At 65.9% G+C, this 19,502-nt stretch carries 17 protein-coding genes; 5 read left to right on the plus strand and 12 right to left on the minus strand.

Annotation, left to right across the window (positions count from 1 at the left end; all coding sequences use genetic code 11):
• Nucleotides 1-8: 8 nt before the first annotated feature.
• Nucleotides 9-296, minus strand: a complete 288-nt coding sequence (locus tag GTK09_RS05075; RefSeq protein ID WP_312869637.1) for a type II toxin-antitoxin system RelE/ParE family toxin — start codon at nucleotides 294-296, stop codon at nucleotides 9-11.
• Nucleotides 286-546 (minus strand): type II toxin-antitoxin system ParD family antitoxin, encoded by a 261-nt coding sequence (locus tag GTK09_RS05080; protein ID WP_163461596.1) that lies wholly within the window; start codon nucleotides 544-546, stop codon nucleotides 286-288. The genes GTK09_RS05075 and GTK09_RS05080 overlap by 11 nt, the downstream gene beginning before the upstream one ends.
• Between GTK09_RS05080 and GTK09_RS05085 the strand changes: the two genes are divergently transcribed.
• Nucleotides 536-862, plus strand: coding sequence for a hypothetical protein (locus GTK09_RS05085; protein WP_163461597.1), 327 nt, complete (start codon nucleotides 536-538; stop codon nucleotides 860-862). The two genes, GTK09_RS05080 and GTK09_RS05085, sit on opposite strands and share 11 nt — an antisense overlap.
• A 71-nt stretch (nucleotides 863-933) precedes the next feature.
• On the opposite strand, the gene ccmB is transcribed toward GTK09_RS05085, so the two are convergent.
• The 3 genes from ccmB to GTK09_RS05100 are packed head-to-tail and all read right to left on the minus strand — an operon-like array spanning nucleotide 934 to nucleotide 3,003.
• Nucleotides 934-1,593: a heme exporter protein CcmB gene (gene ccmB, locus GTK09_RS05090; protein WP_163461598.1), complete on the minus strand. Its 660-nt coding sequence runs from the start codon at nucleotides 1,591-1,593 to the stop codon at nucleotides 934-936.
• Nucleotides 1,590-2,372: a heme ABC exporter ATP-binding protein CcmA gene (ccmA, locus tag GTK09_RS05095; protein WP_163461599.1), complete on the minus strand. Its 783-nt coding sequence runs from the start codon at nucleotides 2,370-2,372 to the stop codon at nucleotides 1,590-1,592. The genes ccmB and ccmA overlap by 4 nt, the downstream gene beginning before the upstream one ends.
• 16 nt (nucleotides 2,373-2,388) lie before the next feature.
• Nucleotides 2,389-3,003 (minus strand): pyridoxamine 5'-phosphate oxidase family protein, encoded by a 615-nt coding sequence (locus tag GTK09_RS05100; RefSeq protein ID WP_163461600.1) that lies wholly within the window; start codon nucleotides 3,001-3,003, stop codon nucleotides 2,389-2,391.
• 402 nt (nucleotides 3,004-3,405) lie between these two features.
• Here GTK09_RS05100 and acnA point away from each other — a divergent pair, with 402 nt between their 5' ends.
• Together acnA and GTK09_RS05110 are read left to right on the plus strand one after the other, a co-directional pair.
• Nucleotides 3,406-6,165, plus strand: coding sequence for an aconitate hydratase AcnA (acnA, locus tag GTK09_RS05105; RefSeq protein ID WP_163461601.1), 2,760 nt, complete (start codon nucleotides 3,406-3,408; stop codon nucleotides 6,163-6,165).
• Between the two features lie 374 nt (nucleotides 6,166-6,539).
• Nucleotides 6,540-7,310: a DUF1223 domain-containing protein gene (locus GTK09_RS05110; protein ID WP_163461603.1), complete on the plus strand. Its 771-nt coding sequence runs from the start codon at nucleotides 6,540-6,542 to the stop codon at nucleotides 7,308-7,310.
• A 47-nt stretch (nucleotides 7,311-7,357) separates the two neighbouring features.
• On the opposite strand, the gene GTK09_RS05115 is transcribed toward GTK09_RS05110, so the two are convergent.
• Nucleotides 7,358-8,293, minus strand: a complete 936-nt coding sequence (locus tag GTK09_RS05115; protein WP_163461949.1) for a 2-hydroxyacid dehydrogenase — start codon at nucleotides 8,291-8,293, stop codon at nucleotides 7,358-7,360.
• A 259-nt stretch (nucleotides 8,294-8,552) separates the two neighbouring features.
• On the opposite strand from GTK09_RS05115, the gene GTK09_RS05120 reads away from it, so the two are divergent.
• Nucleotides 8,553-9,098 (plus strand): SH3 domain-containing protein, encoded by a 546-nt coding sequence (locus tag GTK09_RS05120; protein ID WP_163461605.1) that lies wholly within the window; start codon nucleotides 8,553-8,555, stop codon nucleotides 9,096-9,098.
• A 113-nt stretch (nucleotides 9,099-9,211) separates the two neighbouring features.
• Entirely contained in the window at nucleotides 9,212-10,213 is a 1,002-nt protein-coding gene (locus GTK09_RS05125) for an adenosine kinase (RefSeq protein ID WP_163461607.1), read from the plus strand.
• A gap of 207 nt (nucleotides 10,214-10,420) precedes the next feature.
• Here GTK09_RS05125 and GTK09_RS05130 read toward each other — a convergent pair whose 3' ends face one another.
• The 6 genes from GTK09_RS05130 to GTK09_RS05155 form a co-directional block, all read right to left on the minus strand.
• Entirely contained in the window at nucleotides 10,421-11,713 is a 1,293-nt protein-coding gene (locus GTK09_RS05130; protein WP_163461609.1) for a capsular biosynthesis protein, read from the minus strand.
• Nucleotides 11,714-12,582: 869 nt separating this feature from the next.
• Nucleotides 12,583-13,764 (minus strand): KpsE/RkpR family capsule polysaccharide export protein, encoded by a 1,182-nt coding sequence (locus GTK09_RS05135; RefSeq protein WP_163461610.1) that lies wholly within the window; start codon nucleotides 13,762-13,764, stop codon nucleotides 12,583-12,585.
• A gap of 284 nt (nucleotides 13,765-14,048) precedes the next feature.
• Nucleotides 14,049-15,377 (minus strand): glycosyltransferase family 4 protein, encoded by a 1,329-nt coding sequence (locus GTK09_RS05140; RefSeq protein WP_163461612.1) that lies wholly within the window; start codon nucleotides 15,375-15,377, stop codon nucleotides 14,049-14,051.
• 163 nt (nucleotides 15,378-15,540) lie between these two features.
• The gene (locus GTK09_RS05145) at nucleotides 15,541-16,863 is read right to left on the minus strand and encodes a glycosyltransferase family 4 protein (protein WP_163461614.1); all 1,323 of its coding nucleotides are present in this window, start codon (nucleotides 16,861-16,863) and stop codon (nucleotides 15,541-15,543) included.
• A gap of 101 nt (nucleotides 16,864-16,964) precedes the next feature.
• Nucleotides 16,965-17,786 carry an ABC transporter ATP-binding protein gene (locus tag GTK09_RS05150; protein WP_163461621.1) on the minus strand — a complete coding sequence of 274 codons (822 nt, stop codon included), beginning with the start codon at nucleotides 17,784-17,786 and terminating at the stop codon, nucleotides 16,965-16,967.
• On the minus strand, nucleotides 17,783-19,495 hold the full coding sequence (locus tag GTK09_RS05155; RefSeq protein ID WP_163461622.1) for a KpsE/RkpR family capsule polysaccharide export protein: 1,713 nt from the start codon (nucleotides 19,493-19,495) through the stop codon (nucleotides 17,783-17,785). The genes GTK09_RS05150 and GTK09_RS05155 overlap by 4 nt, the downstream gene beginning before the upstream one ends.
• Nucleotides 19,496-19,502 lie beyond the last annotated feature (7 nt).

Below are 19,502 nucleotides of genomic sequence, written 5' to 3' on the forward strand. Positions count from 1 at the left end.
GGTCTCACTCAGGGCTCGTTGCCCCAATCCTCATGGCCGTGCCGAACGCGGACGATCAGGACGCCGCTCTGATCGGCAAGATAGACGATGATATGAGAGCCGCAGGGATGAACGCGGACGGGGGGTGTCAGTTCATGCCGCTCGCGGGCGAGTTCGGGATAGCGCGCGAGCGCTTCGAAGCTCTGCCGCAGACGGGCGTGGTAGCGCGAGGCCTGCGCGGCCCCGAACATGCGAATGCCGTCGGCAGTGATGCGCCGGATGTCGTCCGCGGCCTTGGCCGTCAGCCTATAGGTCACGCCCGGCCGGCTCGACACCGGCTTCCCGGCGTGCGGCCGCCTCGATGTCATCCATCGAGTGCGAACTGATCCCGCTTTCCAGCCCCTCTGTGACGAGCGCCTGCATATGGGCGACCTTCGCGGCGCGCTCCTGATCCCGGCGGATGAGATCGCGCACATAATCGCTGGCATTGCTGTAGCGGCCGGTCTCGGCCTGGGCCTCGACCCAGTCTTTCATGGGATCAGGCAGGGAAACGTTCATGGTCGCCATGGCCGGACCTCCTGGGGGAGATATCGCATTTTTGGCAAGGATTGCCAAGGCGATCTGGGAAGAAGAGGTAACGCTTTGCAAGATGGCGCTGCCGGGCAGCGAGATCGACAAGAGCGACATCGCGGCGCTGGACGAGGCCTGCTTGACTCTGCGCCGCGCGATTGACCGAGCTGAACGTCGAGGTTCCCTTTCGGTCAATCCGTTACCCGACGACGTCGAGATGGAAATTGAACCTTGTTACGGATTGGGTGGGATCATTCGTGCCAGAGCGGTTACAATCCCGTTTGTTCCTGGCATGCCAGAACCTCGTGTGTGAAACACTTTCATTCTGTTGCGTTTCAGCCCTCGACCATCCACAGTGAGCCAGCGCGACACGACGCCCCGTCCTCAATCCCCGCCCCCCTTCAACGCCGCCCCCGCCGCCATCGGCCCCAGCGCCCCAAAGAACAGCGTCAGCGCGCATAAAATCATGAACGGCGGCCAGAACGGGTCCGGCTCGTTCACCGCCGCATAGGTCGCCGAGACGCCGAAGATCAGCACCGGGATCGCCAGCGGCAGGACCAGCACAGAGACCAAGAGGCCTCCACGGGGGAGCGCCACGGCGACCGCCGCGCCGACGGCGCCGATGCAGACGATGGCGGGGGTGCCGACGAAGAGGGTGGCCATCACAGCGAGGAGGGCGGCGGGCTGGAGCGCCAGGAACAGGCCGAGGACGGGAGAGGCGAGGACCAGGGGCAAGCAGGAGGCGGCCCAGAGGGCGAGGCATTTTGCCAGCACCACGAGGGGCATCGGCAGCGGGCCCGCGATCAGGAGGTCGAGGGTGCCGTCGTCGCGGTCGGCCTGGAACAGCCGGTCGAGGGTGAGCAGGGTCGAGAGCAGCGCGCCGATCCACAGGATCGCCGGGCCGATACGCGACAGCAGGTTGAGGTCCGGCCCAACGCCGAAGGGGATCGTCGCGATCACGGCGAGGAAGAAGATGACGCCGGTGGTCGCCCCGCCGCCGCCGGCAAAGGCGAGGCGCAGGTCGCGCAGGAAGAGGGCGGTCACAGCCAGCCCTCGGCTTCGGCGAGGGCGGCGTCGTCGAGGGCGGGCGCGCCGGGGGCGTTCGAGCCCCGGCCGTCGTCGCGTCCGGCACCTGGTGTGATGTGCAGGGTCCTGGCCGCTTCGAGGCCGAGGGGATGGTGGGTCGCGGCGATGGCGATGCCGCCGGCCGCGAGGTGGCCGGCGACGAGATCGGCGAAGCGGGCTTGCGAGGCGATGTCGAGAGCGGAGGTCGGCTCGTCGAGAATCCAGACCGGCCGATGGGCGACGAGGAGGCGGGCAAGGCTCGCCCGGCGCTGCTGGCCGGCGGAGAGATAGCCGAAGGGGATGGCGTCGAGGCCGGGCAGGCCGACGGCGGCGAGCGCTTCGGCCGGCGAGAGCGGGGCGGAAACGGTCGGGACGCCGACATGCGGGCCGCGTCGGGCATCCTGCCGGGAGCGCTCGCTTTGCGCCGCCGCCGCTCCGCCGAGATAGCGCGCCCAAAAGGCAAGGTTCTCCCCGACGGTGATCTGGCTTTTCATGCCGTGGCGGTGGCCGAGATAATGGGCGACGTCGGCGAGGCGCTCGGCGGCCTCGCCGTCCGATGCGGCAGGGCCTTCGAGGCGGATCGTCCCGGAGATCGGCGGCAGCAGCCCGGCGAGGGTGCGCAGCAGCGTCGACTTGCCGGCGCCGTTCGGCCCCGTGACGACGAGCGCCTCGCCCGCCGCAACGGCGATGTCGAACGGGCCGGCGACGGCGGTGGACCCCCGACCGACGACGAGGGCATCGAGCGTCAGTCGCGCCATGAGAGCCGGCGTCCCGTCAATAGAGCGTCGCGCGATAGCTTTGGTCCAGAGCGCTGTCGATTTCGCTGGTCTCGTCCGCCAGCCCGATCTGATCTTTCAGCATCGCTCCCAGCGTCGGCATCGTCTTGCGGTCGATCAGCGAGTCGGGGTTCCACAGTTCCGAGCGCATGAAGGCCTTGGCACAGTGGAAATAGACTTCGTCGGCCGCCACCACCAGCGCCGAGATCGGCCGCTTGCCGTCGACGGCCAGGCGATCGAGAAGCTCCGGATCGGCATGGATTTCGGCCCGGCCGTTGATCCGCAGCGTCTCGGCCATGCCGGGAATGAGGAACAAAAGCCCGACCATCGGATTGGCGATGACATTCTCGAAGGTGTCGAGCCGCTTGTTGCCAGGCCGGTCGGGGATGGCGATCCGGTGGTCGTCGAGAACCAGCGCGAATCCCGGCTTGTCGCCTTTGGGACTGACGTCCGGCAGTTTGCCCGGCGCCGACGAGCCGATGAGCACGAAGGGGCTGCGCTCCAGGAAGCGTCTGGCGTGACCGTCCAGCCGGCGCATCTCCTTCTTGATCGCCAGTTCGTGCGGCTCGCCATAGAGCCCCCGCAGGTCCTCGATCGTGGTGATCGCACTCATTCCGTCATCCTTCGTCGCCTATGCCGCTGTCTTGGGCTCGACCGGGCGCCCGGCGCGCCCTCGTCCGCCCGGCATCCCGGCCGTTCTCGCCCAGTCCGGGCGGACAGGCAAGAGCCGTCGCCGGCGCGGGCGCGTCGCTGCCTTGCCGCATAAAAAGCGACCATCCGGATACTCCAGCCCTTTATAGCCGTTACAAACTTGCCTATAAGGCCCCCAACCCACTCCAGCGACCGGCGTGGAAACATCAAGCGCCGATCTCATGGCGCCCGCACGGCACCGACGGGCGTCAGGGCGGACAGCGGAAATGGTCGTACCCGCATCTTCGAGCGCGCTGATCCGCGGCGCATGAAGGCCGTTCGCCCTTCGGACTATTTCATCGGTTCGAGAAGGAATGTGAGCCTCGTGACCAATCATCCCGACAGTTTCAAAGCCAGGAAGACGCTCTCCGTCAACGGCAAGGACTACGTCTATTTCGATCTGAAGGAAGCCGAGAAGAACGGCCTTTCCGGCGCCTCGCGCCTGCCCTTCTCGATGAAGGTCATCCTGGAGAACCTCCTGCGCAACGAGGACGGGCGCACCGTTTCGGCCGACGACGTGCGCGCCGTCGCCAAGTGGCTTGACGACAAGGGCAAGGCCGGGCACGAAATCGCCTATCGCCCGGCCCGTGTCTTGATGCAGGACTTCACCGGCGTTCCCGCCGTCGTCGATCTCGCCGCCATGCGCGACGCGACGAAGCAGCTCGGCGCCGACCCGAAGAAGGTCAATCCGCTGGTGCCCGTCGATCTCGTCATCGACCACTCGGTGATGGTCGATTTCTTCGGCCAGAAGGATTCGTTCGAAAAGAACGTCGACGCCGAATACGGCCGCAACGGCGAACGCTACACCTTCCTGCGCTGGGGCCAGGAGGCCTTCCAGAACTTCCGCGTCGTGCCTCCCGGCACCGGCATCTGCCACCAGGTCAATCTCGAATATCTCGCCCAGACCGTCTGGACCAAGGAAGAGAACGGCGAGACCATCGCCTATCCGGACACGCTCGTCGGCACCGATTCCCACACCACCATGGTCAACGGCCTGTCGGTGCTCGGCTGGGGCGTCGGCGGCATCGAAGCGGAGGCCGCGATGCTCGGCCAGCCGATCTCGATGATGATCCCCGAGGTCATCGGTTTCCGGCTCGAGGGCAGGCTGCCCGAGGGCACGACGGCGACCGACCTGGTGCTGACCGTCACCGAGATGCTGCGCAAGAAGAAGGTCGTCGGCAAGTTCGTCGAGTTCTTCGGCCCGGGCCTGTCGAACCTCACCCTGGAAGACCAGGCCACCATCGGCAACATGGCGCCGGAATACGGCGCGACCTGCGGCTTCTTCCCGATCGACAAGGACACGCTGGCCTATCTGGAAGCCACCGGCCGCGACAAGGACCGCATCGCCCTCGTCGAGGCTTATGCCCGGGCTCAAGGGATGTTCCGCGAGGACGGGACGCCCGATCCGGTGTTCACCGACACGCTGGAGCTCGACCTTTCGACGGTCGTTCCCTCGCTCGCCGGCCCCAAGCGCCCGCAGGACCGTGTCGCTTTGACCGATGCCGCGGCGAAGTTCGTCGACGCGCTCGCCGAGATCAAGGGCGGCCGCAAGAAGAGCGAGACGCCGCAGTCGACCGGTGATTCCCGCTACATGGACGAAGGCGCCGTGCCGCCGAACGAGACGCCGGAGACGGTGCGCCATTCGGTCGAGGGCAGCGACCACGGCCTTGCCGACGGCGACGTGGTGATCGCGGCGATCACGTCCTGCACCAACACCTCCAACCCCAACGTCCTGGTCGCCGCCGGCCTCGTCGCCCGCAAGGCTCATGCCTTGGGCCTGACGGTGAAGCCCTGGGTGAAGACCTCGCTGGCGCCGGGCTCCCAGGTGGTGACGGAGTATCTGAAGAAGGCCGACCTCCAGAAGGATCTGGATGCAATGGGCTTCAACCTCGTCGGCTATGGCTGCACCACCTGCATCGGCAATTCCGGGCCGTTGCCGGAGCCGATCTCCGAGGCGATCAACGCCAACGACCTCGTCGCCTGCTCGGTCCTGTCGGGCAACCGCAACTTCGAGGGCCGGGTGAACCCGGACGTCAGGGCGAACTACCTCGCCTCGCCGCCGCTGGTCGTCGCCTATGCCATCGCCGGCTCGATGTTCGTCGACATCACCAAGGAGCCGCTCGGGCAGGACAAGGACGGCAACGACGTCTTCCTGAAGGACATCTGGCCGAGCACCCAGGAGATCGCCGAGATCGTCCGCAAGACGGTCACCCGCGAGATGTTCGAGGACCGCTATGGCGACGTCTTCAAGGGCGACGAGCACTGGCAGAAGATCGAGGTCTCCGGCGGCCTGACCTATGACTGGGACGACCGCTCGACCTATGTCCAGAACCCGCCCTATTTCGAGGGGATGGAGGCCGAGCCGAAGCCCGTCACCAACATCGAGGGCGCGCGTATCCTCGGCCTGTTCGGCGATTCGATCACGACGGACCACATCTCGCCCGCCGGCTCGATCAAGAAGGACGGCCCGGCCGGCGATTACCTGGTGTCGCATCAGGTCCGCCCGGTCGACTTCAACTCCTACGGCGCCCGCCGCGGCAACCATCAGGTGATGATGCGCGGCACCTTCGCCAACATCCGCATCAAGAACCAGATGCTCGACGGCGTCGAAGGCGGAATGACGAAGCACTTCCCGTCCGGCGAGGAGATGCCGATCTATGACGCGGCGATGAAGTACAAGGACGAGGGCGTGCCGCTCGTCGTCTTCGCCGGCAAGGAATACGGCACCGGCTCGTCGCGCGACTGGGCGGCCAAGGGCACGATCCTGCTCGGCGTCAAGGCGGTGATCGCCGAGAGCTTCGAGCGCATCCACCGCTCCAACCTCGTCGGCATGGGCGTCGTGCCCTTCGTCTTCGCCGAGGAGGGCACGTCCTGGTCGACGCTCGGGCTCAAGGGTGACGAAAAGGTCACCATCGACGGGCTGACCACGATCAAGCCGCGCCTGGAGATGGAGGCGAAGATCGAGCGGGCGGACGGTTCCACCGAGACCGTCAAGCTCAAGGCCCGCATCGATACCGAGGACGAGCTCGAATACTACAAGAACGGCGGCATCCTGCATTACGTGCTGCGCCGCCTCGCCGCCTGAGGCGAACACGCATGCGAAAGGGCCGGGCGACGATCGTCGCCCGGCCCTTGTCGGTCGACCATCTCACGCGACCGGAGAGAGCCGAGCCTGCAACCCTCTCGGTGCCTGCCTGCGGAAATTGAAGTGCTCATTTCACCCGCAATTGACTAGCCCGTGTCATGGCCGATCCCTTAGGGTCCGGCGCCAAAAGGGCAGTGAGAAATGCAATCCAAGTCAGCCGCGGAAATCAATTACCCGAACGATGAGGGACGAGGTCGCCGCGTCGCGCGCGCCGGGATGTCGGGGAGCCTGATCGGCCGAGACCGCCGGGGCATGGCGCCCGCTGCGTTCTTCGCGGACGGGCTCTGATGCGGGCTTTCCGGACCCGCCCGCTCATGCGCCGCCTGGTTCAGGGCGCCTTGTGTCTCGCGATCGTCGCCCTGCCGGTGCGGGTGCTCGGCGCCGAGCGCATCAAGAACCAGATCACCCACGTGCTCGAGCTCTTCACCAGCCAGGGATGCTCGTCCTGTCCGCCGGCGGACGAACTCCTGGCCGAGTTCGCCGACCAGCCCCACGTCCTGGCGCTGTCCTATCACGTCGACTACTGGGACTATATCGGCTGGCGCGACACCTTCGGTTCGGGCCACAACAGCGAGCGGCAGCGCGCCTATGCCCAGGCCTTCGCCAACAAGATGATCTATACGCCGCAACTCGTCATCAACGGGCTCCACGACATCGTCGGATCCCATGGCGGCAAGATCGAGCGGCTGATGAAGAAGAGCCGCCTGCCGGCAACCGCGTCCCCGGTCGAGGTGACGATCCGCCGGATCGGCGACAGCATCCACATCACCGCCAGCGGCGTCGAAGTCCAACCCGGCCAGCGCAAGCCGATGCTGGTCCTGGTCAACTTCGCCGATACCGCCGAGGTGAAGGTCGATCGCGGCGAGAACGCCGGCAAGACTCTCGTCACCACCCATCCGGTGCGCGGCTGGCAGCTGATGGGCATGGTCGGCAAGGACGGCATGGCGTTCGACATGCCGGTTTCCTCCGTCATGCCCGACGGCGACGAAACCTATGGCTGCGCCGCCATCCTGCAGGCCGTGCGCCCGGACGGCAGCCCCGGCGCCATCCTCGCCGCGACGCAGATGGAGATCGATCCCGACTGATCAGCCCTTCGCCGCGCCCGAACGACCCGGCGAGGTGGGATCGGACCCTAGTGCCGCCCCGGCAGGATCCGGTCCGGCGGCCGGTGGCCGTCCATCAGCGTGCGGATGTTGATGATCACCTTCTCGCCCATCTCGATGCGGCCTTCCAGCGTCGCCGAGCCCATGTGGGGCAACAGGACGACGCGGTTCTCCTCGGCGAGCCGCAACAGCTTCTTCGACACCGCCGGCTCCTCCTCGAAGACGTCGAGGCCGGCGCCGGCGATCTTTTCCGCCTCGATGGCGGCGACGAGGGCCCGTTCGTCGATGACCTCGCCGCGGGCGGTGTTGACGATGAAGGCATGGGGCTGGACGAGGGCGAGGCGCCGCGCCGACAGGAGGTGATAGGTCGCCGGCGTGTAGGGACAGTTCACCGAGATGATGTCCATGCGGGCGAGCATCTGGTCGAGGCTTTCCCAATAGGTCGCGCCGAGCTCGGCTTCGGTCTTCGGGCTGACGCGGCGCCGGTTGTGATAGTGGATTTCGAGGCCGAAGGCCTTGGCCCTCCTGGCGACGGCGGTGCCGATGCGGCCCATGCCGACGATGCCGAGCTTCTTGCCCCAGATCCTGCGGCCGAGCATCCAGGTCGGCGACCAGCCGGGCCAGCGGCCCCCCGCGACGAGCCGGGTGCCCCCCTCGACCAGCCGCCGCGGGACCGCGAGGATCAGCGCCATGGTCATGTCCGCGGTGTCCTCGTTGAGGACGTTCGGCGTATTGGTGACGAAGAGATTGCGGGCGATGGCGCTCTCGACGTCGATATTGTCGACGCCGTTGCCGTAATTGGCGATCAGCTTCAGCCTTTCGCCCGCCTGTTCGATCACCGCCCGGTCGATCCGGTCCGTCACCGTCGGCACCAGAACGTCCGCTTCGCGCACCGCGGCGACGAGTTCCGGCTGGGTCATCGGCCGGTCGGTCTCGTTCAGCCGCGTGTCGAAGAGCTCGCACATGCGGCTCTCGACCGCCTCCGGCAGTTTGCGCGTGAGGATCACGAGTGGCCTTCTGCGCTCGTCCGTCACTCGCCCGCTCCCACGCCTCTAAGACCTTGTTAACTCAAACCGCAGATGATCCGCGGCATAGCCGGTGACCACAACTAGCAGCCGGGCGGCGCGAAAAAAAGTTCGCCGCCGTCCGCGCCAGCTGATCGCCGGCCACCGACCGATGGCCGCGACGATTTCGTCGTTTCGGCCACGCCATGGAGTTGACGTCATGCCGTTCGCCGCATTCCGCCTTTCGACCCGCCTGTCCTTGTCGCTGGCAAGCCTTCTCCTTGCGATGGTGGCGGCTCCGGTCCCGGCGGTTTCGCTGGAAGTCGGGCCGGTCTCGAACCTGCCGCTGCCGCGTTATGTCAGCCTGAAATCCGCCCGGGTCAATGCGCGGATCGGCCCCGGCCGCGACTATCCGGTGACCTGGCTCTATCTGCGCCCCGGCCTGCCGGTCGAGATCATCCAGGAATTCGGCCTGTGGCGCCGCATTCGCGATTCGGAGGGCTCGGAAGGCTGGGTCTACCACTCGCTCCTGTCGGGCGAGCGCACCTCGATCGCCGCCCCGTGGCTGAAGGGCAAGGCGACGATGATCGACGTTCACGCCAGCCCCGCTCTCGACGCGCCGCTGGTCGCCCGCCTCGAGCCGGGCGTCGTCTCCCGGGTCAAGGAATGCGGCACGGGCTGGTGCGAGATCCAGGCTTCCGACCGCGGCGGCTACGTGCGCCAGGAAGACATCTGGGGCGTCTATCCGAACGAGAGTTTCGACTGACCGGACGATCTCGACGGCGCGGGCCGTCCGGCCCGAAATCGCCGGCCTGACCCTAGCCAGGCCGGGCCGGAGCCGCTACCGATGCGCAAATGTGCAACGCAGCGGACAGGTTCATGGCTGAATACGACGTACTCACCATCGGCAACGCCATCGTCGACATCATCTCGCGCGAGGATGACGCCTTTCTCGAACGCGAAAAAATTCAGAAAGGCGGCATGACGCTGATCGACGCCGAGCGGGCCGAGCAGCTTTACGCCGCCATGGGGCCGGCGGTCGAGACTTCCGGCGGCAGCGCCGGCAACACCATTGCCGGCCTCGTCAGCCTCGGCGGCAAGGGCGCCTATTTCGGCAAGGTCTCGGGCGACCAGCTCGGCGCGATCTTCACCCACGACATCCGCTCCCTCGGGGTCAAATACGAGACCAGGCCCCTCGAAGGCCATCCCCCGACGGCCCGCTGCATGGTCGTCGTCACGCCCGACGGCGAGCGTTCGATGAGCACCTATCTCGGCGCCTGCGTCGAGCTTGGCCCGGAGGACATCGACGAGGACATCGTCAAGGCCGCCAAGGTCACCTATTTCGAAGGCTATCTCTGGGATCCGCCGCGCGCCAAGGAAGCGATCGTCAAGGCCGCGGAAATCGCCAAGGCCAACGGCCGCTCCATGGCGATGACCCTGTCGGACTCGTTCTGCGTCCATCGCTACCGGGCGGAATTCCTCGATCTCCTGCGCTCCGGCACGGTCGGCATCGTCTTTGCCAACGAGGCCGAGGCGCTGGCGCTCTATGAGACCGAAGACTTCGAGGTCGCCTCGGCGCAACTCGCCAAGGACGCTTCGCAGTTCGCGGTCATCACGCGTTCGGAGAAGGGATGCCGGGTCGTCAAGGGCGACGAGCGCATCGACGTTCCGACCGAAACCGTCGCCAAACTGGTAGACACGACCGGGGCGGGCGATCTCTTCGCCGCCGGCTTCCTGCGTGGCTTCACCGCAGGCCTCGGCCTCGAAGCCTGCGCGCGGATCGGCAATGCCGCGGCGAGCCACATCATCCAGCAGATCGGCCCGCGGCCGCAGACGCCGCTCGCCGATCTGCCCTCGGTCAAGCCGTTGCTGCAGGGCTGAGGGGAACGGGCCGCGGCAATCCGCAAGGCCCGATGAAAATCGAGACCACCGTGAAGGGGCGGGTGCGCGAAGGGCGCGCCCGCCCCTGTCGCATTTCGCCCGGATGTTCGGCTGAAGCCGGGCCGCGCTGGCGCGGCTCGAGGCTCTCGATGGGGCAGGGAATGGTCGGCGAAAAAACCCGGCGCGCGACATATCCTGCCGCGGCGATCACTCCGCCGGGACGAGGCCCTCGCCGGCGAAGTACTCGACCTCGTCCTCGTCGCTGGCGGGAGCGGCAACGAAGCGTCCGGCCGTGCTCGGCTTCGTCACCTCCAACATCCGCGATGCCATCACGGGCAGGAGAATGTCGCGCGCCTCGGGCGTGTGAAACCCACCATTCAGCTGGCAGGTCGACAAGAGATAGCTGCGATAGGCCCGCACCATCGCCGGATCAGGCTTCTCGGCGTTCGACCAGAACTCCGCCAGCGATCCCTGGAAGGTGAGCCCGGCGACGTCATAGACGGCCTTGCCGAGACACTTGACCGGAATGCCGCCCATCACGGCCTGCAGGCCGCCAGTCGAGTTGATCGTGACGAGGCAATCGGTCCGCTCCATCAGCCCGGCGATGCCGGCCTTGCGCATGTAGACGGCGCGCCCCTCGATCTTCAGTTTTGCAGCGAGCTTCTCGAAGGTCTGCTGCAGACATTCGATGCCGTAGTCGAGGGGATGCTGCTTGACGACGAGAAAGGCATCGTCCGGCGCGTTTTCGGCGAAGGACTTCAGCACCTCTTCGAGAAAACGGGTGTTGGTGCCGAAGGGGGAGTGATAGCGGATCTGACCGTCGCCCGGCTTCTGCATCAGCACGAGATAGAGGCGCGATCCCGGCTTCGCCTTGTGTTCGTCGATCCTCGCCAGCTTGGCGCTTTCGTCGTGCCACATGCGCCAGCTGTACTCGCCGAGGTAGCCGATGCCCTGACGGGCGATCGAATCGCCGTAATATTTCGAGTTGTACGGCAGCACCGGCTTGAGCAGGATGCTCCAGAAGAAATGGCGCATCGTGTTGAGCACGTGCGGGCGCATGTGCACCGGAAATTCCTGGCATTTCGCCGGCGGCTCCGGCGATACGCTGATGACCGCCGGGTCGCAGCTCAGTTCGCTGTTGCCGTTGACACCATTCTGCGCCAGCGTGACGTGGTGCGGCCTCAGATAGCCGTTCTCGAGGACGAGCCGGGTCAGGCCGAGACGCTTGGCGACGGTGAGGGCGATGCGGTTGCGGGGCAGGGTGTCGTTGTAGGTGACGATCGTCTGGATGTCCCGCGTCGCGATCACTTCGCGCAGGAAGCGGGCCCAGCTCATCGAGCGCTTGAGAGGAATGCGGTTGCGGGCCGGGGTCTCGGCCCAGTCCCCGCCATCGAGAATGACGCGATAAACCTCTGCACCCTGTCGCTCGAGCGTTTCGGCAAGTTCGCGGAAAAACTGGCCAAATGGTGCGCCAATGAACAGGATGCGTTTCGTCGCCATACTTTGCAGCGCCTCCTAGCTTCCGGTTACCGACGCACGCCAAGCCAAAACGCGCTCGCTCATTCGTGCGATAGCCGAACTACGTCGCCGACGTCGCCCCCAGATTCCCCGATCTAAGGGCCGTGGCGATGATTTACGCTCGTCGATGCAAGATCGCAACATACTTGTGCGATCCGTCAATGACGTTACGGAAGTTGATCGCCACTCCCATGATTGTCCTGTGTGACCCCGAATTTGCGGCGAATTTTGGATGGTGACGCAAGCAATTCGAAACGACGAGACTGATATCAGGGGCAGGACGACCCGCATTAAGGCAAAGTGTAGCACGGGTCCAGGAGGAATGCCACGCTCACTTTTCGCACCGCAACATTGCAAACCGTGAATGCAGCGGGCGCGCCCGCGACCGGGGCGTAGGGCGCAAGCCCATGTTTCGGCGGGGCTAACTGAAGCCGCGCAGGATCTGGCGGATTTCGCAGGTGCGAATGGACCGTCGAAGTCGTGGCCGGGCCGGGAACAAGTATTCGACTATTCGAGCCAGGTGCCGTCTGCTGCCGGTTCTCGCTCGACCGGACGAGTTGCGGGGGTGCTTCCCGCGCGATCGTCTCGCCATTTCCGAACGGGCCCGTGTTGGCGCTTCTCTTCGGCCGAACTCGTGAGACAGCATGTCCTGCAAACCCGGCGACCTTGCCCGGGTCGCGCGGCACGACCCGGGCAGGGCCGCCGAGGCAGTTTGCCTGCGAGCGCCGTGTTCGACGGACACGGGACGCCCCGGCACCCTTGCCCATCGGTATCGGAGGATGATCGGGTAGGGCTCGGATCTGGGTTCGCGTCGGGGCGGTCCGTGTACCAGGCCGTGTGGCGAAGAGTGTTCATGCATCGTTGCGGTTGAGATGTTCGCGCCCGCCGATCATGATCATCCAGATCGAAACGAAGAACATCAGCGAAACGACGAGGACCGTGACGATGATTCGAAGCCTTCTCGGCTGCGTCGCCTGGTCCGGCAGGTTGGGTGTCACGACGGTCTCGATGTAGATCCGCTGCCGCTTGGCTTCGAGCCGCGCCTGATCGATCGCCTTGGAGGCGATCGACAGCGCCTGATCGGCGATCTGCTTGCGAAGGGTGAGATCTTCGAAGTTGGAAATCTGATTGGAAAGAGCGTCGCCCGTTCCCGTCAGCTTGGCGCGTTCCAAGACGATCTGCTCCTCGAGCACCTGGGCCTTCGTCTTCAGGGAGGCGAGCCCGGGATTGCCCGGCGACACCCGCATCTGCTGCTGGATCTCCGCCTGGGTTCCGGCGAGCTCCGCGGTCAATCCGGCGATGACGCTCGATGTCGGCGCCGCCCCGCCCTGGATGTCCAGCATGTTCTCCTGGTTGCGGAATTCGGTGAGGTTCCTGCTGGCCTCCACCAGCCGCGCCTCGGCCTGCGACATGAATTCCTTGGCGTTGGAGACGGCGTCGGCCTCGGCCCGGCGATTCATCCGATTGGCGAGGCTCTCGCCGAGTTCCAGCAGCGCGTCCGCGACGCGCTTGGAATCCTCGGGCGTGAAGAGATCGACCTCGAGCCTGCTGATGCCGGTCGTCTCCTCACGAACGGCCGAGACGCGATCGATGTAGCATTGGTAGAGATTCTCGAAGTCGTGGCTCGACCAGGGCATGTAGCACTTCGAAAGCGTGTCGATGCCGTCGCGATTGAGAATGGTCTCCATCGGCAGCGTCTTCATCAGATCCCGGAGCGCATCGCGGGAGAGAATGTAACTCTGCACCGCGTAGCTGTCGTCGTCGGCCCGGCTGATGCCGAAGGTTCGAAGGATGGAGGAAAGCCCGCTGACGTCCTGGGTGGATGCGCTGCGGACCAGAAACCGGCTTTCCGAGACGTAGCGGTCGGACGCAACGAAGCCGTAATAGAGGATCGACAGGCACAAGGGCACGAGGACGATGAGATAGAAGAGGATTCGACCGAGGCTGAAATAGCGCCGCAGCGAGCGCCTGCGCGTCCCTGGCCGACCCGCTGCTTTCGTCTTCAGATCCTCGAATGCCGTGAGCGCAGACACGCCTCAACCTTTCAACACATCATGCAGCGGACTGAACGCTATTTCGCGTCCTGACGATAGGTCAATTCGGCACTCGCGCCGCGGCCCGCCCGCTCGCGTCGGGCCTGCCGGCTTCGCCGCGTCGACCCGCAGTCCGCCGCACCCACGGGGTGCGGCGTCAATCCGGCAGGATTGCGGCCCCGCCGGCCGTCGCAGAGAATTCGTCCGCTCCTCGAAGGCGAAGCGCATCGTGCCGCCGCTTCGTCGGCGACGATGCGCAGACAGGGAAGCACCACCCGGCTGCCTCACGTCAAGTCGTCATAGATCGCCTTCATGCGTTCGGTGAAGCGCTCCGGAGAAAACAGCGCCGCCTGCTCCGGACCGCGGCGCTTCAGCTCGGCCCTGAGGTCGGCGTCGTGGTCGATGCTCCGGATCGCCCGGGTGATCGCGACCGGATCGTACGGATCGACCAGGAGGCCGGCTTCGCCGATGACTTCCGGCAGCGAGCTGGTATTCGCCGAGACGACCGGGGTGCCCAGCAGCATGGCTTCGAGGGCCGGCAGCCCGAACCCTTCGTAGAGCGAGGGGAACAACAGGGCCCTGGCATTCTCGATCAGGCAGAGAACCTGGGTGAAGGGCAGGTAGGACAGATGGATGATCCGCTCGCCGAGCGGCGACGGCGAGCCGTCCGGCATGACCGGAGGGCGGTCCGAAATCCGCTTCAGCTTTTCGAGGATGGTCTCGAATCCCCAACCGAGCTTGCCGACGATCACCAACTGATGGTCGGACCCGGCGGCGAGATAGGCGTCGAGCAGCCGCTCGAGATTCTTCTTGGGCTCCAGCGCGCCGACGAAGACGAAATATTTCTGCGGCGTCAGACCGAAGGCGTTGACCTCGCGGGTCTTCTCCTCGGTCGAACGCTGGAGATATTCGGCCGGCAGCGAAACCGCCTGATAGGTGTTGACGACCCGGCTTTCGTCGACCTTGAAGTAATGCAGGAAATCGCGCCGCGAATTTTCCGAGACGGTGAGGATCTTGTCGGCGCTTTCGGCCAGCGTACTCAGGGTCTTGTGAAATGCCCGCTTGTTGTCGAGCGTCATGTGCGGCAGCCGAAGCGGAACGAGATCGTGGACCGTGTAGACGTTCGGGCAGCCCTTGATCTCGATCGCGGCGGGATGGGTGGCATGGAACAGGCGCGGCTGGCGCAACGGCTTGACCGTCAGCCTCCGGCCGTAGCGCAAGAGATGCTGATCGGCCCGCAGAAACAGCATCTCGATCGCCATGCGCCGGCCGAAACCATGCAGCCCCGGAAAGACGCTGCGATCGGCGATCAGGTTGGTCTCAGCCACCTCCCGCGCCTCGAGGGCCATCGGCGGAACGGTCACATAGCGGAACGCCCGCCGGTAGCGCTGCATGCGGCCGATCCGCGATCCCTGGCGCAGCGACATGTCGTAAAGCCGGATCTCGTTCGAATCGGCGCGATCCCGGCTGAGCCGGAATTCCGTGTCGAACAGGAGATCGAGCTCGTAGCCGAGACTGCGCAGCGTCTCGGTCAGGTTGCGGGCGTAGGAGGCGATTCCCGTGCCGTCCTTGAGGGCGAGGTTGCGGCCCTCGATCAAAACCGGTGCTGACATGGGAGTTCCGCGATCAGGTGGGGATGTCATCGGGGAGAGGCCATACCGCTTAAGGGGTTTTGGCAGGCAAGACAATTGCCGTGGGAACGGTCGAAGGACCGCCCTGCCGGGAGCGCCGGCAATGGGCCGGGTCGAGGAGTGCTTCGCAGATGGCTCGCAATTTTCACGTCCGCTCCGTTCGCACGGCATCGATCGCCGCCATCGTGCGTTCGACGTGGCGCCCCCAGGTCATCGGCATGTAGCCCGACGCCCGGCCGGCCCATTCGGCCCTCAGCGCGCTGTCCGGCGGACAGATCGCGGCGATGGCGTCGACCCAGGAATTTCCGTCGAGGGTGCCGACGAGCAGCGCCCGGTCATCCGCGATCTCGCGGTGTACGGCGATGTCGGAGGCGACCACCGGCGTTCCGAGGGCGAGCGCCTCGGCGACCGGCAGGCTGAATCCTTCCACCAGGGACGGCGCCAAGAGCGCGCGGGCGCCCTTGATCAGGGCCGAAAGTCCGAGGTCGGACAAGTCGGCGACTTCGACGAGATGCCCGCCGATTTCGCGCGATCGCTCCAGGACGTCGACGATGTTCTCGTTCTCCCAGCCTCGGCGGCCGACGAGGACGAGCTTGGGAGCCTGGCGGCCGAGCCGCTCGACCACGCCGCGCCAGACGTTCATGAGGAAGATCAGGTTCTTGCGCGGCTCGATCGTGCCGACGCAGACGAAATAGGGGGTCTGCGGGGTCGGCGAGGTGTCGATCGTCGCCGGCGTGAACCACCGGTCGACGCCGAGGTGGACGACCTCCGTCTTCGGCACGCGCCAGCCTTCCTGATTCATGTAGCGGGCGACCGCCGTCTCGGTGGCGGCGGAATTGACGATGACCAGATCGGCGCGATCGGAGACCGTCTTCAGCCGCCGATGGTGGCGCTCCGCCGAGCCTGGAGAGCAGAATTCGGGATAGTCGACGGGAATGGCGTCGTGGATCAGAAAGACCGAGGGCATCCCGTTGGTCCCGAGCCAGGCGAAGCGACCCGGCTTGTCGAGCTGGGTATGCGATGCATGGAAATAGCACCGCCGCGTCTGGCGTGTCTCCGTCAGGGTGCGTCGCAACAGGCCGGGTGCGGCGGCGATCTGGCGAAAGGGAAACTGCAGCGTCTTGGCAGCCGCCTGGCGGCGGGTCTGGCGCCTCAGCCGCGTCGCGCCGGTCTGGCCCGCCTCGCTCGGCGTCTCGATGACCTGTTTGAGTTCCATGTAGAACGGATCGTCGGCCGCGCTCACCCGGTCGCGCAGCCAGCCCGCCTCGATCTTCTTCAGGTGGTCGCGCATGGTGGGAACGGGAATGGCGCCGACGGCGAGCGGTGTCGTGATGATCGGCACGACCGGGCCATAGCGCTCGTTCAGCACCAGCTCCTCCGCATAGGCGTACTCGACCCGATCGATTCCCGTCGGAGCCCCTCGAAGGAGCCGCGACGAGATCCGCGTGAGATCGAGGAAGAGCGTCATGGAGAAGCCTTTCGCGCTGGACCCGATGCCCGGCTCGTGGAGTGTCGACGTGAAGGTCCGTCCCGTCCCGGCGCTGTCAGCGGGCCGATAGGATGTGGACCCTAGAGAGTGGAATAGAGATCGAGGGCAAATTCGACGTCGTCGAAAAGCCGGCTGCGTCCGCGCTTCAGGACGAGGGCCTTGGTACAGTATTCGAGGATCGTCTGGCGGTGGTGGCTGACGAGGATCATCGCCGAATTGTCGATCTTGCCGAACAAGGCATCGCGGCACTTCTTCTGAAATCGCTGGTCGCCGACGCCGAGGACCTCGTCGATCAGGTAGCACTCGAAATCGATCGCCATCGACAGGGCGAAAGCAAGACGCATGCGCATCCCGGACGAATATGTCTGCACGGGATAACGCAGATACTTGCCGAGTTCGGCGAAGTCGGCGACGAAGTCGATCGTCTCGTCGATCGGTCGATTGTAGATCCGCGCGATGAAGCGGGTGTTGTCGAGCCCGCTCATGGTGTTGGCGATGCCGCCGCCGCCGAAGGAGAGCGGCCAGGACATGCTGAGGCCGCGATGCACGACGCCGCTCGTCGGTTGCTCGACACCGCCGATCAGCTTCACGAGGGTCGACTTGCCGGCGCCGTTCTTCCCCAGCACCGCGATCTTTTCGCCGGGGCCGATGTCGAAACTGATGCCGTCCAGGACGCGAACCTTGCCCGCCTCGCCGTCATAGGTCTTGATCAGATTGTCGACGATCACGGCCCGCCCGCCCGGCGCCCGGCGCGCGACCGGCGCGGCGGGGCGGACGGTCCGCTCGTCCTCGAGCGGTTTGACCCGTGGCGTAGCCGCGGACGCGCCCTTGGTCGTGGCGGTCTTGTCGAGTGCCCGGCTGGCCGCTCTCGCGATCGCGACTGGCTTGGCGAGGATGGTCATGCCGCGTGTTCCATCGTTTCCTTCGTCACCGTTCTGGCGATCCTGTACAGGGCGAATCCGACGGCTGCGACGACCGCGGTCCAGAACAGGGGGGTGGGGAAGGACGGCCGGTCTGGGAGATTGGGCGCGGCGATGGTCTGCAGGTAGAGCCGGTTGGCAAAGGCGTCCTGGCGGGCTTCCTCGAAGGTCGCATAGGCATGGGTCAGAGCCTGGATGGCGAGATCGCGCTCCAGGTTCAGCCGTTCGTAGCTCGACATCTTCGATGCCAGGGAGGAGTCCGCGCCCGCAAGACCGAGACGGATCTGCTGGATCTGATCCTGCAATGCCTGGCGCTGCTCCCCGAGACTTCTGAGGCGGGGATTCTTCGGGGCCGACGCCTTCAATTGGGCGATCTCGGTGTCGATGCCGGTCATCTGCTGGGTGAGCGCGGTCATCAGCTCGATCTGTGACGTGGACTGGACGGAGGGATCGAGGATCTTTTCCGTATTGCGGAAGTCCGTCATGCGATTCTGAATGTCCCGGACGCGATCTTCGTCCTCGGCGACGATGTTCTTGGCAAAGGCGATGGCATCGTTGGTCGCCCGGTCGTTCAGCCGGTTGATCAGGATTTCGGCCTCCTTGAGGAGGGCGGTGGCCAGTTCCTGGGCGTCCTGGGGGGTGAAGGCGGTGACCTCGAGCCTCGAGATGCCGGTGTCGGCGTCGATGCGGACCTCGATGGCGTCGCGCATCGCCTCGTACAGACCCTCCTTGGTCTCGTCGTAGAAGATGCCGGGATAGCCGCTCATCACATCCGCCGACGGATGCATCAGCTTGGCTTTGAGGTCGACGTCCTCGGCCAGGTGATCGGTCGCATCGCGCGACTGGAAGAAGACGACGATCGCTTCGCTGGAATCGTCGGAGCGTCCCAGCCCCGGCAGAGCAGCACCCGCCGTCAGGGGAGAGCCGCCCTTGCGAATGACGTAGCTCGCCTCGGAGGTGTAGCGGTCGGCGGCGAAGAAGCCGAGATAGATCCCGGTGACCAGGGTCGGCAGAACGACGAAGGCCAGAAACAGCCAGGGCGGCTTGCGGCCGCCGCCGGTCTTGGCGATGGGCTCGTCCAGCCGCCGCACGGTGCCGACGGTTCCCGGCTCGAGCGCATGGTGCTCCGTCGCCGGAGAGCGCTTCGAGGGATCTGCGAGCGGCCGCGGCGAGACGTAGTCGCCCGGCGCGGTCCTGGCGACCGGCGCCGCGACCTCGGGTAGACGGTCGGCAGGCCCGAGCGTGGGCGCGTCGGCCAGTTGCGGGTCCTGCCGGGGATCGCGCCTCGGAGCGCCGACTGACGGTTCCCGGCCGTTCTTCAGGACGGGGTCGCGCCGTCGACCGTCGCCCGCCGGGCCGTCGCCGGGTGTGCGACGCCGATGCAGGGCCTGGAACTCCAGGGCCTCGATCTTGTCGAAGACGTTCTTGACGCTGACGAGGGGGGCGTTGAGCGCTTTCCCGACACGCGCGAGGGGGCCGTTGCGATCGTCGCTCGGCCGGCCCTGCGGGGCGGTTCGAACCGTCGTCGACAGGCTCCTGCCGGACTTGCCGAGCGGATCGGAAGCAGGCTCACGCGGCGCCTTGGCCGATCGCGGCGAGGGTTTCGGCAGTTCACGCGCCCGCGACTTGGCGGTCGTCTCCGCCGAAGCGGGTTTCCGCGATTTGCCCTTGCGTGTCAGGAAAGAAGACATCCGCACC

The sequence above is a fragment of the Jiella pacifica genome (assembly GCF_010500815.1).
Lineage (GTDB): Bacteria > Pseudomonadota > Alphaproteobacteria > Rhizobiales > Rhizobiaceae > Jiella > Jiella pacifica.